Here is a 14,890-nt window from a genome sequence, read left to right as displayed (position 1 = left end):
GCGCCTTCAACTCCTGGCCGGTGCGGCGACGAAGTCCTGGCGCTGCTCGCCGAGACCGGCGATGCCGAGCGTCACCACATCGCCCGCCTTCAGGAACCACGGCGCCGGCTTCTGGCCAAGGCCCACGCCTGGGGGCGTGCCGGTAGTGATGATGTCGCCCGGCTCCAGCATCATGAAGCGCGAGCAATAGGCGACGATCTGCGCCACCGAGAAGATCATCGTCGCGGTGCTGCCGTCCTGCTTGCGCTCGCCGTTGACGTCCAGCCACATCGACAAGGCCTGTGGGTCGCCGACCTCGTCCGCCGTCACCAACCACGGGCCGATGGGGCCGAAGGTCGGGAAGCCCTTGCCCTTGTCCCACGTCGGGCCGCGCTCCTGTTGCCATTCGCGTTCGGAGACGTCGTTGACGACGAGGTAGCCGGCGACATGATCGAGCGCTCGTTCTTCGTCGATGTCGTGCGCGGCCGATCCGATGACGATGCCCAGCTCGACCTCCCAGTCGGTCTTGATCGATCCGCGCGGGATCGTAACCGGGTCGTTCGGCCCCTGGATACAGTTCACCCACTTGTTGAACACCACCGGCTCTTCGGGGATCGGTAGGTTCGATTCGGCGGCGTGGTCGGCATAGTTCAAACCGATCGCGATGAATTTGCGCGTGCTGGTGACGGGCGGACCATAGCGGACGCCCGAATCGACCAGCGGCAGGTCACCGGGTGCGATCGCCGACAGGCGGCGCAGGGCATCGGGACCGATCTCGGCCGGTCCCAGATCCGCGACATGCGCGGACAGGTCGCGGATGCGGCCTTCGTCGTCGATCACACCGGGCTTTTCCTGGCCGGCCTCGCCGTAACGACAGAGCTTCATGGATTATCCTTTCGATGTTTCGGTCAGTATCCTGTGGTCGATCGCGGAAACGGCGTTGACGCCGGTCAGCGTCATCGCGACTGCCATCTCGCGCGCCAGCATCGTCAGCATCCGGTCGACGCCCGCCTCGCCCTGCGCCGCCATCGCCCAGAGCCATGCGCGTCCCAGCATCACGCCTTTCGCCCCCAGTGCCAGCAGGCGAACGACGTCCAGCCCCGAGCGGACGCCGCCATCGGCCAGCACGGTCAGCCGGTTGCCCACCGCCGCCACGATCGGCGGCAGTGCGGCGGCGGTGGACAGCACGCCGTCCAGCTGCCGTCCGCCATGATTGGAGACGACGATGCCTTCCGCGCCATAGTCGGCGGCGGCGCGTGCATCCTCGGGATCGAGGATGCCCTTGATGACGAGCGGGCCGTCCCATTCGGTGCGCAGCCAGTCCAGGTCGCGCCAGCGGATTCCAGGATCGAAATTGGCGCCTAGCCAGCCGATGTAATCGTTCAGCCCGCTGGCATTGCCGAGCACTGGCTCCAGGTTGCCCAGCCGGTGCGGCCGCCCCTTGATGCCTACGTCCCATGCCCAGCCAGGCTTGCCGATCGCTTGCGCGATCCGCTTCACCGCCGCCCCCGGCCCCGACATGCCCGAATGCGCGTCGCGATAGCGGATGCCGGGGGTCGGCATGTCGACGGTGAAGACCAGTGCCTCCGCACCTGCCGCCTTCGCGCGCGCGATCAGTTCGCGCATGAAGCCGCGGTCGCGGATGACGTAGAGTTGGAACCACAAGGGGCCGTCGGACGCGCCCTTGCGCAGTTCGTCCATCGCGCAGATGCCGACCGTCGATAGCGTGAAGGGCACGCCGTGCTGATGCGCGCCGCGCGCCGCCTGCACCTCGCCGCGGCGCCGGAACATGCCGGCGATCCCGACCGGGCCAAGCACGACGGGCAGTGGCAGATGACAGCCGAACAAACTGGTGCCCAGATCGAGTGTTGCGACGTCCCGCAGTACGCGCTGGCGCAGCGCGAGACTGCGCAGGTCGGCGACGTTGCGACGCAGCGTCTCCTCGGCGAACGCGCCCCCGTCGGCATAGTCGAACAGGAAGCGCGGCAGCCGCCGGCGCGCTGCGGTGCGAAAATCCTCGACCGAGGCGATCGCGGTCATCGCCGGCTCAGGCCATCGTCCAGCCACCATCGACCGCCATAAGGCAACCGGTGGTGTAGGCGCTCTCGTCCGACGCGAGGTAAAGCGCGAGCGCGGCGATCTCGGTCGTGGTGCCGATCCGACCCATCGGCTGGCGTGCGACGAAGGCGGCGCGTGCCGCATCGGCGTCCCCGGTCGCTGCCAAGCGCTGGTCGAGCGACGGCGACTGCACGGTGCCGGGGCAAATGGCGTTGCAACGAATACCCTGCGCGACGTAATCCACCGCCACCGATTTTGTCAGGCCGCCCAGCGCACCCTTGGATACGCAATAGGCGAAGCGGTTGGGCACGCCGATCATCGTGCCCGCGACCGAGGCGATGTTGACGATCGATCCGCCGCCGCCCGCGATCATCGTCGGTAGTAGCGTGCGGATCATCCGCATCGCGGCGTCGACGTTGAGGTCGAATGACAGCCGATAGCCACGCTCCCCGGTCGACAGAAGGTCGCCGGCATCTACATAGCCGGCGCAGTTGACGAGCACGTCGATCGTTCCGAACTCCGCGCCCAGCGCATCGACGGCCACGGCATCGAGCAGGTCGATGACCTTCGTCGTGCACCCGTCCAGCGTCGCCAGCGCATCGCCCTGTACGTCGATCGCGATTACCTCCGCGCCCTCGCGTAAGAACAATTCGGCGGTCGCGCGCCCGATACCCTGCGCCGCGCCGGTGATTAGGGCGCGCTTGCCGGCCAGTCTTGTCATGAAGCCTCCATCGTCGTCAGATGATCGGATTGCCGGAACACGCGCTGCGCCTCCGGCCAGACCACGCCGTCCGCGAACGGCGCGCGTTGCAGTCCGGCCATGCGCCGGTGCCAGTTGTCGATGACGGCCTGTACGGCGCGTTCGGCATCCAGCGCATCGGGGTCGAAGTCCGCCGTCACGTCCATCAGCATGACCAGCCGGTTGCCGACGCGGAATATCTCCATGTCCGCGATGCCGTGGCGGCGCTGCGCCGCGAGAACCGCGGCCGGGGTCTGGCCCGGCGAATGCGCATGATCGTACGCCGCAAGCGTCGTGGCATCGTCGTGCAGGTCCATGATCCGGATCTGGCGGCACAGCGTCATTTCGGCACCGCCACCGGCTCGATCACTGCGCACGCCATCATGGCGCGGTCGATGGTGGACCGGCGCGGTCTCGCCGGCGCGCGCGTGGCCGCGGTCGCGATCGTCATCCGCATCGATTGGGCTCCAGTCCGTAGAAGTCCTCGGCCGCTCCGGCGAACAACCGGTCGCGTGCCGGGCCTTGCAGTCCGGTCAGCCGGTCGGCGTCGCGGAACCAGTCGCCTAGGTCGTCGCCCGCCAGCCGCAGCACCGGCCAGTCGCTGCCCCACATCAGGCGCTCGCCGAAACAGGCAACGAGGTGATCGACACAGGTGCTCAACTCATCGGTAGCCGCGCCGGGGGTCTGCTCGGTGCGCAGGCCGGACAGCTTGCACCACGCCCCGCGCGCTGCGAGCGCAGCAATATCCTCGCGCCAGGGATCGAGGACGCCGCGGGCGACATACGGCTTGGCGGCATGATCGATCACGATCGGCAGATCGGGCCAGCGATCGGCGAAACGCGCCAGCATCGGAAGGTGACGCGGCTGCACCAGCGCGTCGAAGCGAAGACCGTGCATCCGCATCGCGTCGAGCGCCGGTTCCAGCGCCGCGCTCATCAGCCAGTCGGTATCCGCGATCGATTGCAGCATCGGCCGCACACCCCGCAGCTTGCGCCGTCCGGCCAGCGCGGCGATCCGCGTCGGCGCGGTCGGCTCGGCCAGATCCACCCACCCGACCACAGCTGCGATCAGGGGGTCGCCATCGGCTGTCGCCAGAATCCAGTCAGTATCGGCGTCCGTTGGCTGCGACTGAACCAGGACCGTCGCCACCAGCGGCACATGCGCCGCCGCCGACGCGAGATCGGCTCTACCGAAATCACGATGGATCACCGCTTCCGCCGGGGTCGGCCACGCGTGCCCTGTGGTGTCGAGCGCCCACAGATGGTGATGCGCGTCGATCACCCGCATGTCGCTACGCCATTCCGAGGATCCGTTGCAGCGCCTGCTGGAAATGATGCGCAAGGGCCGCTTCCGCGGCGTCCGCGTCGCGGTCCGCGCACGCTTTCAGGATATCGAGATGCTCGCGCAGGGTTCGTAGCGCTAACGGCCGGGTCACCAGCCGATCGAGCCTGACGAGGGTGACGTAGTTCTTGAGACGTCGCGCGGTCGTTTCGATCAGCGGGTTGCGTAGAGCAGCGATCAACGATCCATGCAGTTGCTCCTCCAACTGGTCCAGGCGGTCCTCTTCGGACGGCCCCAGATCGCGTTGTTCCAGTATCGCGATCAGATCGCCGTGCGCTGCGATCATCTGGGCGATTTCTCCCGCATCGCCCATTTCCGCCATGGCGCGTGCGCCCGCCCGTTCGATCAGCGATCGGAACTGATAGGTTGATCGCGACAGTTCCAGATCCGCCTTCACGAACCGGATGCACGATCGGGCGTGGATCGTCACCAGACCTTCCGTTTCCAGCGTACGCAATGCGTCGCGCAATGGCTGGACGGTCAGACCCAGCAGCCGCATCAACTCGTTCTGCGAAACTTCCGCGCCTGCGGGAATGGTCCGGTCGAACAATCCTTGCAGGATTGCACGATATGCCTTCTCCGCCAACGGGAGCTCGGCTTCTTGCCGGCTCGCGGCCAAGTCGCTCGCCGGTATGGCGCTGATTTTCAATCGTGGCATGGCATGTCAGAATGACGCTCCTACGAGAAAGGATCAACCGCAAAGCCTGTCGGGCGCCAACTCGCATGTCCATCATCGCACCGACCGGATCGGGAGAACGAGGCACGCGCCCGCCACGACGAACAGGCCCGCCACGATGAACAGCAGAGGATAGTCGTTGCCGGTGGCTCCCAGCAGCATCGCGGCAAACACAGGGCTGAGGATTTGCGGCACGTTGACCGCGGTGGTCAGGATGCCCAGATCCTTACCGGTGTCGTCGGTGGCCTCGCTTTCAGGCAGAACCTGCGTCATCAACGCGAGGTCAACCGACATGAAAGCGCCGTAGCCGAGCCCGATCAGCACCGCATAGGCCAGCATGCCCCCGGTCGTGGGGTAGACGAGTGGCGCGGCGACGGCGAGCGCCATGACGACGCCTGCGACGAACACCAGCGGCTTGCGACGCTGCCACCGGTCGGAAAGCCAGCCCGAAATCAGACCTGAGAAGACCAATGTCACGAATGTTACCGACGACAGGCGTGCGATGGTGGTGTTCGCGTTGTCCTGGCTCAGTCCGATATGATCCTGCAGGATATAGAGCAGGTATGTGACGATCGCCTGATAGCCCATGTAGATGGTAAATCTGCCGAGGAAGGCCCAAGCAAAGTCAGGATGCTCGCGCGGATCGATCCAGAAGGATCGTACGAAGGCGCCTAGACGGAACGGCGGTGCCGGCTTCAGCACGCCCCTCGGCTCCGGGTTGAGCGCGACGAATCCGATGCAAACGACGATGATGGCCACGCCAAGAACGCCGTAGGCGCGCGACAGATCGTCGGCGAGCAGCCCGCCATAGATGGTGCCGGCCGATATCCCCGCAGTCATTGCCGCGCCGACGACGCCGGATACGAAGCCGCGCTCTTCCGCGGCGAACCGGTCGGCAACGATAGTGGTGATCGCCGGCTGCATCGAGTTGAGGCTGATCGTCGCGACCACCCAAAGGGCGGTGACTGCGACGATACCAGATCCGTAGGGCACCAGAATGACGGCGATCCCGCCGATGACGCCGCCAATGACGATCCACGGCGTCCGCCGGCCGAAGCGTGACCGCGTCCGATCGGAGAAAGCACCCGCAAGCGGCGTCGCCAGCGTGCTGAACACCGAGGTGACCGCGAACACGATGCCCAGCGACCGCGTCTTCGTTTCAGGATCAATGTCTTGAATCTGGTTGGGCAACAGTACGCCCAGCACCGCCGCATAGAGCGTCAGCAGAACAAAGAACACCACGCCGAGCGAGAGAATCAGTCGCCAATCACGCTGCCCCGCGCGTTGCGTTATGCGAGCGGAAGCAGGCGAGGGTGCTGTCATGCCACCACCAATGCGGGCACCGCGCGGGATTCATCCTGCGCGGTGCGGCTCAGGCGGAGCCCATGGCCAGGTGCATCGTTGCCGAAGATCATGCCGTCGCGGATCGCGAACGTCTCCTCCACCAGATGATCGAAGTTCTGGAAGCTGTATTCCAGCCATCGCACGCCGGGCAGCGCGAGCGCCATATTGACGCCGATCTCCAGGAAACTGTTGCCAAGCGTCACCTCGACATTGTGCTCGCTCGCCAGCCAACCCGCGCGCATGACGTCGCCGACTTGCGCGTGGACGTTGAGCATGTCGCACGCGCGCTGTTCGAGCAGGCGGCGCTTGCCCGACAGGTCGAGATATTCGCCGGCGTTGACGCGGGTGATGCCAAGGCTTCGGATCAGACGCAGCCCGTCGATATCGTCGCGCGGCACCGGATCCTCGACCCAGAAGATGCGGTGCCCGGCCCGCTCGAACGTCCGCAGCGCGTCGATGGCCTGACCGGCATTCCACGCCTCGTTGGGATCGATCATGATCGGACGATCGGATCCAACTGCGCGGCGTAGAAGGTCGAGCCGGTGGACGTCGCGCTCCAAGTCGGGATGACCGACCTTGATCTTGAACCCGCGATAGCCCTGTTCGGCGGCATTGCCGAACAGTTCGGTGAACGCATGATCCGAAAGATGGAAATCGAGCCCGCTGGCATAGACCGGCACGGACGACTGCTCCGCCCCCAGCATCCGCCACAATGGCAGGTCTTGCTGTTGCGCGAACAGATCCCACACCGCCTGCTGGATCGCTTCTTCGAACGGTAGCGACATGCGCCGCACATTGCCCCCGCGCGACCTGCGCACGGCAAGCGCGAGCGCGGAGGGCTCCTTTCCTTCAAGGCTGGGCCAAGCCTGCTCCAGAAAGATTCTCTCGATCTCGACGGCTTCGGGAAGGACCGCGAACAGCGTCTGGGCGAAGCCCAGTCCGGCCCGATTCGTTGCGTCAAGCAATTCTATTGCAGCGACGTTGACCTCGGTCGTTCGCACCTGCGAGTCCCCGACCGGTCGGTCACGAGGATACTGAAAGCGTGTGATGCGGAATCCCGCTATCCTCGTCCCGTTGCTCATTTTTTACCTGATCTGATATTTCAACTATCCATAAAACATATCTGGTATTGGCCTGCAAGAGGCTTTTACAAATCGGCTTGGCCTGCCGGTCCAGCGTCGCCTCTAGCGGCTTCACGACGTACCTGGCTCCATCGGACCGCCCTAGCATCGACAAGAAGGCCATACGGCCCTGAGGTGGCGACCAACCAAATCAACTGCGTGAAATATCAGAACGTGGTGATTTTGTCATTTTTTGTCTTGAATGAAATTCAGATTACCGTCATCTACTGGCTCAAGTGCGGCGAGCGATCTGCATTTTAGGGAGAGTGATAATGAAGCGACTGCGGTTGATCTGCCTGTGTTCGGCAGGGGTATTCTCTCTGGCGCAGGCATCGGTTGCGTCGGCGCAGTCGGGTAGCGCCGCCACCGTACCGCCCTCCGGAACGGCCCCGCAGCCGCAGAACCCCGTGGCCGCGACCGCCCCGTCGTCCACGACGACGGATGCGGCCGATGCGTCTCAGGTCGAGGATATCGTCGTCACTGGTTATCGTGCGTCTGCGGAGCGTTCTGTCGCCGTCAAGCGCGACGCGAGCTCGGTGGTCGAGGCGGTCACCAGCCAGGATCTCGGCCGTTTCAGCGACGTCAACATCGCCGATGTGCTGCAGCGCGTTCCCGGCGTCCAGATCGAGCGGAACGATAGCGGCACTGCCGGTGACCGGGCATCGATCCGCGGGCTTGGACCGAGCTATACACAGGTTACGTTCAATGGCCGCGTTCCGCTGACCGGCGGCAATGAGGGTATCGGGTCGCTGCGCCAAGTCAATCTCGATGTGCTGCCGACGGAGGTCATATCCGGCATGCTGGTCTACAAGACCCCGACCGCTGACCTCGTCGAAACGGGGATCGCCGGCGCGATCGACGTCCAGACGCTTCGCCCGCTGGACTATCGCGTACCCAGCGGCGGCACGTCGTTCGGCAGCGTCACCACGCGCGCCGACTACGACGACCAGACCAAGAACTTCATTCCGCGGATCAGTGGGATCGTCGGCACCAAGCTTCTCGACAACAGGCTCGGCGTTTACCTGTCTGGCCTGTGGTCACGGGGCGATACGGCGAATTCGGAGCTGTTCTCGCGCTTCGCCACCCGCGACCTTTCGTTCGACGACAATGCCGACGGCCGGGTCGACCGAATCGAGCGGGGCGTGCTGGTGCCCTCGCGCATCACAACGTCCAAGAACGACGGCAAGATTACCCGGCTCGCGTTCAGCGGCGGCCTTCAGTTCAAGCCGAACGACCATTGGGAATTCACCGCGGACGGCACCTATTCGAAGTTCCTCAACCGCCAGTATCGCCCGACCAGCGACCTTCAGCTCAATAGCGCGAACAGCGTCTATGACGGGGTCGCGCGTCCGGGCGGCTACACCACGCGCGACGGGCGCTTGATCGGTTTTGACACCTCGCGCCTCACTTACGCCGGCGGGACCGGCCCGGGCGTCACGCTCGATCCGCAGCCGCTGAAGTTCTTCAACGATCAGTACGCGATCGTCGCTGGCGGCAACATCAAATACACCGGTGAGCGTATCCGTGCGAGTGTCGATTACGGCTATTCGAACGGGAGCTACGATCAGGATCTGCGGTTGTTCTTCGGTGGGACCAGCGCGCCGAATCTCAATGTGCAATTCGACGGTAGTACGATGGTCCCCACGATCACCGGCGTGACCAACGTCACGACGCCGGCGGGCGGCGTCTTCAACGGCTTCTTCGGGCGGAAATACTTCAATCGATCGCATGCCCACGCGCTGCGCGGCGACGTCGCCTTCGATGCGACGCCCAATCTCGTTTTGAAGGCAGGCGCACGCTACCAGAACACCACCATCCGTCTGCGCAGTACGTCGCTGTTCGTGCCCGCGCCGGATATGGCCACGGGCTTCAGCACCGCGATTTCCCAGCAGTTGCCCAGCGTCGTGTTTAACGGGACCAGCGCCGATTTCCTGACTCGCTTCAACTTCGGCGTGCCGGTTCCCTTCCTCGACTATCCGGCGGCGGAGAACCTCGTTCCGGCGCTACGCGATGCGCCGATCGATCGGGAGGATGCATCTTTCGCCGTCACGGCGCTGGAGACGACGACAGCTCTCTACGCCCAGGCCGAGGGTGATGGCACGCTGGCGGGCGTGCCCGTCAAGGGTAACGTCGGCCTGCGCGCGGTTCATACCGATCTGACCTCGCGATCGGCGCAGAGCACGACGATCCTCAACGGGCTGAACGCGACGCTGAGCCAGACGCTGACGCCGACCAGCGACACCAACCGCTACTGGACGTTCCTGCCGTCGGCGAATCTCAACATCAGCGCGAGCGATGATCTGCGCCTACGGCTCGGTGTGTCGCGCGTCATGTCCCGCCCGGAGTATGAGGACACGGCACCTCGCAATGCAGTCAGCTACTACGACCCCAACGACCCGCGCGTCGACCGCAGCCAGCGCGGCACGGCGACGCTGGGCAACACGCAGTTGAAGCCGCTAACGGCGTGGCAGTTCGATGCCACACTGGAATATTACACCGGTGGCGGCGGTGCGCTCTACGTTGGCGGCTTCTACAAGAACGTCGACAACTTCATCCTGCGCACGGTCACGCTGAACACGACGGTTCCCGGACAGGGTGCAACCCGACTGGACGTTACCCAGCCGGTCAACGCCTCCGACGGTCGCGTCTATGGCGCAGAGATCGGGCTGAACCAGCCGTTCACCTTCCTGCCCGCGCCATGGGACGGTTTCGGCGTGCAAGGCAATTACACCTACATCAACTCAAAGATCAGCATCGACAGCGTAGCCAGCACTACGTCCTACGGCTTCCCGGGTGCATCGAAGCACAATGCGAACGCGGTAGCCTATTACGAGAAGGGGCCGTTCGCGACCCGAGTCGCCTATGCCTACCGGTCGAGCTACTTCCAGGCGCTGGGCGGCGGCAACGATCGCGCCGCACAGCCGACTTTTACCAAGGGATATGGCCAGTTGAATGCCAGCATTTCCTATCGTCCGCTCCAGCATCTCGAACTGAGCGTCACGGGCACCAACCTGACGCGGGCGGACAGGCGCGACTATATCGTCGATCCCGACGTTTTCCGGTCGTTCATCCAGCGCAGCCGTACGATCGCGTTCGCGGTGCGCGCTTTCTACTGATCGATCAGATACCGGCCATGTTTCTTGGCCTCGATGTCGGCACGTCAGGCGTAACGGCCGTCGTTCTGGACGAGGCGGGAAGCATGGCCGGTGACGGCGCGGCGGCGCCGACGATGCAGCGCGCGCATCTGTCCTGGGCGGAGGAAGACCCATGCGCATGGCGGTGCGCGACGGATGCGGTGGTGCGGGCGATCAATCCGACGCTGCGCCGGTAGCTGACGAACAGCGCGCCACGCATGATGCATGCGCAGCGCGCCCGACTACCTAGTCTGCCAAAGCCGTTCTGATGGCCTGATCCAGGAATGCCGCGGCGTTCGCGATCGCCTCCCGCCCTTCGTCCAGTTCGGCATGGAACATGTGCCAGACATGGAACATGTCCGGCCATACCTCCAGCGAGACGCGTACGCGGTTCTCGCCCAGATGCGCCGCAAGGCGGATGGCGTCGCTCAGCATCAGTTCGCCTTCCCCGATCTGCACCAGGATCGGCGGCAGTCCCCGGACATCGGCGAAGACCGGTGACGCCTCGGGGCTGTTCGGCAGTGCGCCGCCCAGAAATGTGCGGGCCATCAGGTCGAGGCCTGCCTTGGTGTTCAGCTTGTCCAGCCCCTCGCGGTTGAACATCGACGCGCCGGTGTGCTCCAGGTTCGCCCAAGGCGAGAGTGCCGCCCCGCCGGCCGGTAGAGGGACGCTGGCATTGCGCGCCATGACCATCACCGAGATGACCATCGCACCGCCGGCGGAGTCGCCCGCGAACGTCACCGATTTCGGGTTCTGACCCTGCGCGATCAGCCAACGGTAGGCGGCGAACGTATCCTGGATCGGCACGGGGAACGCGTGCTCCGGCGCCAGTCGGTAGTCCGGCAGGTAGACGCGCGCCTTCATGGCCTTCGCAAACGCGGCGGCCAGCCCGTGATAGCCACCCGGCCCGCCGACGATATAGGCCCCGCCGTGGATATAGAAGAGCACCCGGTCGCCCTCGATCTCCTCCGGGGTGACGAGCGTCGCTGGTACACCGCCCATGTCGACCTGCTCGATGCGCACGTCGGCGGGCGTCGGATGTTCGGCCATCTTGCGCACATAGGATTGGCGGATTTCCTCGATCGTCACATCGGTGTTCTCGCCGAGGATGACGGGGCCGAGATCCTGCAGGCTTTCGGCCCATTGGTCGAGGCGGTGGGTCACCATGTCGTTGAAGGCCATTTCGCTTGCTCCTGCTGTCGCTGATCTGCTCAGATGATTCATATAGGCCATCGATTGGCGAATGGCTGTCGACACTGCGAAGGAGCGGAAGCGTCCTGGCACCTGGAAATATCAATGATATCGTCGCCTTCGTGGCGGCGGCGGAAGCGGGAAGCTTCGTGGGGGCGGCACGCGCGCGATCGATGACGCGATCGGGCATAGCCAAGAGCGTCGCCCGCCTGGAGGATCGGCTGGGCGTGCGGTTGTTCCACCGAACGACACGCAGCCTGGGGCTGACCGATGATGGCGGTGTCTTCCTCGATCGCTGCACGCAGATTCTCGCCGACCTCGAAGACGCGGAGTCGTCGATGTCGGACGGCGGCGGAGAGCCGCAGGGCCTGTTCCGGATGACCGCGCCGATGACGTTCGGACGCGTGATGATCCTGCCGCTGCTCAACGACTTTCTTGCGTCGTGGCCCAAGCTCAAGGCGGATGTCAGTTTCACGGACCGGGTCAGCGACATCATCGAGGACGGCATCGATCTGGCAATCCGCATCGGCGAGGCTCGCGAGAACAGCAGCCTCATCACCAGAACCCTGACCCATCAGCATGACCTGGTCGTCGCAAGCCCCGCCTATCTGGCGGTGAATCCGTCACCCCGGCACCCCGACGACCTGTCAGGCCACATCTGCCTGAACTACATGAGCGCCGGGCATAAGCGAGCCTGGCGGTTCGCGGTCGAGGGCACGACGGTCGCGGTCAAGCCGCGAGCACGTCTTTCGCTCGACAGTGGGGAAGCATTACGCGATGCTGCGGTTTCCGGGGCGGGATTGGCGTTCCTGCCCCGCTACCTTGTCGACCGGGATCTGTCCCATGGCCGCCTCGTGACGCTGCTGGCGGACTATGCGGCACCCCCGGTGCCGATCAGCATGATCTATCCAAGTCGCCGCCACCTCGCTTCCAAGGTCCGTCGATTCATCGATCTGCTGGCGCTGAATATCGGCCTTCCGACTCCGCCCACCACCTGAACGTGCTGTGTGTCAGGGCCAAAGCTAGGCGTTCACACGTTCAAGCACCCTGACTATTCCCAAAACTGGCTCCGTCAAACCAACGTGGCAGTTGGGGCAGGGGACTGGTATATATGGAAAATGAGCCAGAAAACGAGCGCATTGCCGCCCAGCCCGTCTGGCAGGTTCAACTCCTCACCGCAGGTCGTAAGGCCGGTGGAGCCGATGTAGGTCCGCTTCCCGTTGTCGCTTCGCAAAGCCGAGGATCTGCTTTTCGAGCGCGGGATCGACATCTGCCATGAGACGGTAAGGCTGTGGTGGAACAGGTTTGGTCCGCGGTCTGCCGGCGATATCCGCCGGCAGCGGATCAGTCGCAGAACCGGGTGGAGAACAGTCATCTACCGTTTCGACGCCGAGAGCGGGCGATGCGCCGGTTCTGGCGGTTGGCGGCGTCGCGCGGCGTCAGCGACACCAGGCCAGCGCTGCGGCATGGCCGGGCGGGGCGGGGAGGATGGCACATCCGCCGACGGACAGGTCGGCGGGGGCGTTCAGGATCGTCGGGGGGTCGGCCAACACGTCGATGGATAGGCTGCAAGGATTGACGAGCAGGCCTTGGCCCGCGGCCTTCAATACGGCTTCCTTGAGCGTCCATAACCGGAAGAACAGCGCGATCCGGTCGCGCGCATTGCGCAGAGCATCCAATTCTGCCGCCGCGAATACCTGCTGACCAAGCGTGAGCGGATCGATATCGTGTCGAATCGTCTCGATATCGATTCCGATCGCCAGCCCTTGTTCTGGGGCAATCGCAAGCACGACATGGTCGCCCGCATGGGTAAGACTAAATGGGGGCGCATCGGCGATACCGGGCCGGCCGTAACCGTCGATCACGATTGAGACATCGGCTGGAGCACATCCCAGCAGTGTGCCGAGCGTCGTGCGGACAAGATGCCGCCCGGTTACGAACCGGCGCTGGTCGTCGGCTTTCACGAAGCGGTCCGCACGGTCGCGCTCGTCCGGCGACAGTGGCTCCCACAGCGCCGGGGACCAATCGCGGCAAAGATTCCGGCTGTGGATCGCGATCCCCGCGGGCCGGATCGTCACGAGCGCGCGGGGGCGACGCCCAGACTGCGCAGGCGGCTTTGCTTGAACCGCTCGAGCTGGTCGATCGCGGTCTGCCCGGTGCCGGGAGACATCAGCAGACTGGCGCGATCGACGCCGACGAACCGTGCACAGACCTGTTTGTGATTGTCATAGAGCCGGATCATGCTGGCGACCAGATCGGCATGGGGGCCGGGCACGCCGTCGCGCAACGCCTCGAACATCGGCCGCTCCTCGCGCAGTCGGCGGACGAGATGGCGATGATCGCTCGAGAAGACGCCACTGAACCCTTCGGGCATGAACGGCGGCGCCATCGCCACGCGGATCACCTGATCGTAGATGTGCGCGCAGAAATCGCCCGTCAGGCAGATCGCGTCGGCCGACGCGTCGATCAGCGCCGAAAACGACGCCAGCGCCGCCATCCGATTCGTCTCGTGTGCGGTATCGCCCGCCTGCGTGGGCGCGGTGTCGACGACATCGTCGAGCGCTCTTATCAGGCCGTGCGTGATCGCGAGGAAGATGTGATGCCCGCGCAGCCAGCGCCGCGCCGCGCGATCGGGATCGTCGATCGTGCCGGTCCGGCGTGGCGGCAACATCAGCGTCGCGGGTCGCACGCCTGTCGCCAGCGCGAAGCATTCCTGGATCCCGCGCGCGACGCGTTCGAGCATGGTATCGTCGAGCGCCGTTTGCGAATCGCCGAGATCGGCCTGAAGAAGCAGTGCGGCGTCGAGGATCATCGCCAGATGACGGACCTCGGGCTGATCCTCGCTGCGATAGATGTGGAAGAAGGCGTCGTGGACGTCGCTGTCGAGCGTGTTGCCGCGCTGCACCAGTTCGGTCACATCGGGCCAGTGGTTGTCGGGTATGCGCGGCATCGCCGCGGCGAGCTGTCGCCGCCTGCGCGCCAGGGCGGCGGGGCGGGCGAACGATCCGGCGATCACGGCCAGTGCCTTGTCGCCGAACGCGGCGCGAACCGTCGCGCGCGACGGCAGCCGATCCGCGGGCAACGCGACGATCCGCGACAATGTGTCCCGCGCACGGGCAATCGGACCGCGATCGGCCGGCGCACGGTGTGTTACGTCGATCTGGTAGTTCGCCACCATCTCCAATCGCGCCGGTGCAAGCGGCTGCATCTGCGCGCTATCGGGCGAAGCACCGGATGGCCGGGCATCGGGATAGACGGGAGTGGGGATCACGGTCATGATGACGCCCAGTAACGCGGTTTCGTTAAT

Annotated in this window: 14 protein-coding genes; 3 read left to right on the top strand and 11 right to left on the bottom strand. The window is 64.9% G+C overall.

The window, feature by feature from the left end; genetic code table 11:
• Positions 1-6: 6 nt before the first annotated feature.
• The 8 genes from ACV7NO_RS17125 to ACV7NO_RS17090 all read right to left on the bottom strand — a co-directional run bounded on the left by ACV7NO_RS17125 (position 7) and on the right by ACV7NO_RS17090 (position 7,219).
• Positions 7-864, bottom strand: a complete 858-nt coding sequence (locus ACV7NO_RS17125; RefSeq protein ID WP_463407157.1) for a fumarylacetoacetate hydrolase family protein — start codon at positions 862-864, stop codon at positions 7-9.
• A gap of 3 nt (positions 865-867) precedes the next feature.
• Complete coding sequence (gene lldD / locus ACV7NO_RS17120; protein ID WP_463407156.1) at positions 868-2,019, bottom strand: FMN-dependent L-lactate dehydrogenase LldD; 1,152 nt, start codon at positions 2,017-2,019, stop codon at positions 868-870.
• A gap of 7 nt (positions 2,020-2,026) precedes the next feature.
• A complete protein-coding gene (locus ACV7NO_RS17115; protein ID WP_463407155.1) occupies positions 2,027-2,758 on the bottom strand; it encodes an SDR family oxidoreductase in 732 nt (243 codons plus the stop codon).
• A complete protein-coding gene (locus ACV7NO_RS17110; protein WP_463407154.1) occupies positions 2,755-3,093 on the bottom strand; it encodes an L-rhamnose mutarotase in 339 nt (112 codons plus the stop codon). Before ACV7NO_RS17110 ends, ACV7NO_RS17115 begins: the two co-directional genes overlap by 4 nt.
• Positions 3,094-3,223: 130 nt before the next feature.
• Positions 3,224-4,063: an amidohydrolase family protein gene (locus ACV7NO_RS17105; RefSeq protein ID WP_463407153.1), complete on the bottom strand. Its 840-nt coding sequence runs from the start codon at positions 4,061-4,063 to the stop codon at positions 3,224-3,226.
• Positions 4,064-4,067: 4 nt separating this feature from the next.
• Positions 4,068-4,775: a GntR family transcriptional regulator gene (locus ACV7NO_RS17100; RefSeq protein ID WP_463407152.1), complete on the bottom strand. Its 708-nt coding sequence runs from the start codon at positions 4,773-4,775 to the stop codon at positions 4,068-4,070.
• A 72-nt stretch (positions 4,776-4,847) separates the two neighbouring features.
• Complete coding sequence (locus ACV7NO_RS17095; protein ID WP_463407151.1) at positions 4,848-6,116, bottom strand: MFS transporter; 1,269 nt, start codon at positions 6,114-6,116, stop codon at positions 4,848-4,850.
• Positions 6,113-7,219 (bottom strand): mandelate racemase/muconate lactonizing enzyme family protein, encoded by a 1,107-nt coding sequence (locus tag ACV7NO_RS17090; protein WP_463407150.1) that lies wholly within the window; start codon positions 7,217-7,219, stop codon positions 6,113-6,115. The genes ACV7NO_RS17095 and ACV7NO_RS17090 overlap by 4 nt, the downstream gene beginning before the upstream one ends.
• A gap of 311 nt (positions 7,220-7,530) precedes the next feature.
• On the opposite strand from ACV7NO_RS17090, the gene ACV7NO_RS17085 reads away from it, so the two are divergent.
• Complete coding sequence (locus tag ACV7NO_RS17085; protein ID WP_463407149.1) at positions 7,531-10,374, top strand: TonB-dependent receptor; 2,844 nt, start codon at positions 7,531-7,533, stop codon at positions 10,372-10,374.
• Positions 10,375-10,457: 83 nt separating this feature from the next.
• Positions 10,458-10,589, top strand: coding sequence for a hypothetical protein (locus tag ACV7NO_RS17080; protein WP_463407148.1), 132 nt, complete (start codon positions 10,458-10,460; stop codon positions 10,587-10,589).
• Positions 10,590-10,638: 49 nt separating this feature from the next.
• Here ACV7NO_RS17080 and ACV7NO_RS17075 read toward each other — a convergent pair whose 3' ends face one another.
• The gene (locus tag ACV7NO_RS17075; RefSeq protein ID WP_463407147.1) at positions 10,639-11,574 is read right to left on the bottom strand and encodes an alpha/beta hydrolase; all 936 of its coding nucleotides are present in this window, start codon (positions 11,572-11,574) and stop codon (positions 10,639-10,641) included.
• A gap of 5 nt (positions 11,575-11,579) precedes the next feature.
• On the opposite strand from ACV7NO_RS17075, the gene ACV7NO_RS17070 reads away from it, so the two are divergent.
• The gene (locus tag ACV7NO_RS17070; protein WP_463407146.1) at positions 11,580-12,581 is read left to right on the top strand and encodes a LysR family transcriptional regulator; all 1,002 of its coding nucleotides are present in this window, start codon (positions 11,580-11,582) and stop codon (positions 12,579-12,581) included.
• A gap of 441 nt (positions 12,582-13,022) precedes the next feature.
• On the opposite strand, the gene ACV7NO_RS17065 is transcribed toward ACV7NO_RS17070, so the two are convergent.
• The gene (locus ACV7NO_RS17065; protein WP_463407145.1) at positions 13,023-13,661 is read right to left on the bottom strand and encodes a 4'-phosphopantetheinyl transferase family protein; all 639 of its coding nucleotides are present in this window, start codon (positions 13,659-13,661) and stop codon (positions 13,023-13,025) included.
• Positions 13,658-14,860, bottom strand: coding sequence for a hypothetical protein (locus ACV7NO_RS17060; protein ID WP_463407144.1), 1,203 nt, complete (start codon positions 14,858-14,860; stop codon positions 13,658-13,660). The genes ACV7NO_RS17065 and ACV7NO_RS17060 overlap by 4 nt, the downstream gene beginning before the upstream one ends.
• Positions 14,861-14,890: the final 30 nt, after the last annotated feature.

The organism is Sphingomonas sp. Ell38C01, from assembly GCF_055231975.1.
This window is presented reverse-complemented; position numbering and strand designations above follow the sequence as displayed.

What these genes read in the sequence shown, in the direction of transcription:
- ACV7NO_RS17100 (WP_463407152.1), bottom strand. Translation starts at nt 4,775, where the DNA reads ATGCCACGATTGAAAATCAGCGCCATACCGGCGAGCGACTTGGCCGCG.
- ACV7NO_RS17085 (WP_463407149.1), top strand. Translation starts at nt 7,531, where the DNA reads ATGAAGCGACTGCGGTTGATCTGCCTGTGTTCGGCAGGGGTATTCTCT.
- ACV7NO_RS17075 (WP_463407147.1), bottom strand. Translation starts at nt 11,574, where the DNA reads ATGGCCTTCAACGACATGGTGACCCACCGCCTCGACCAATGGGCCGAA.
- ACV7NO_RS17090 (WP_463407150.1), bottom strand. Translation starts at nt 7,219, where the DNA reads ATGAGCAACGGGACGAGGATAGCGGGATTCCGCATCACACGCTTTCAG.
- ACV7NO_RS17110 (WP_463407154.1), bottom strand. Translation starts at nt 3,093, where the DNA reads ATGGACCTGCACGACGATGCCACGACGCTTGCGGCGTACGATCATGCG.
- lldD (WP_463407156.1), bottom strand. Translation starts at nt 2,019, where the DNA reads ATGACCGCGATCGCCTCGGTCGAGGATTTTCGCACCGCAGCGCGCCGG.
- ACV7NO_RS17125 (WP_463407157.1), bottom strand. Translation starts at nt 864, where the DNA reads ATGAAGCTCTGTCGTTACGGCGAGGCCGGCCAGGAAAAGCCCGGTGTG.
- ACV7NO_RS17095 (WP_463407151.1), bottom strand. Translation starts at nt 6,116, where the DNA reads ATGACAGCACCCTCGCCTGCTTCCGCTCGCATAACGCAACGCGCGGGG.
- ACV7NO_RS17115 (WP_463407155.1), bottom strand. Translation starts at nt 2,758, where the DNA reads ATGACAAGACTGGCCGGCAAGCGCGCCCTAATCACCGGCGCGGCGCAG.
- ACV7NO_RS17080 (WP_463407148.1), top strand. Translation starts at nt 10,458, where the DNA reads ATGGCCGGTGACGGCGCGGCGGCGCCGACGATGCAGCGCGCGCATCTG.
- ACV7NO_RS17105 (WP_463407153.1), bottom strand. Translation starts at nt 4,063, where the DNA reads ATGCGGGTGATCGACGCGCATCACCATCTGTGGGCGCTCGACACCACA.
- ACV7NO_RS17060 (WP_463407144.1), bottom strand. Translation starts at nt 14,860, where the DNA reads ATGACCGTGATCCCCACTCCCGTCTATCCCGATGCCCGGCCATCCGGT.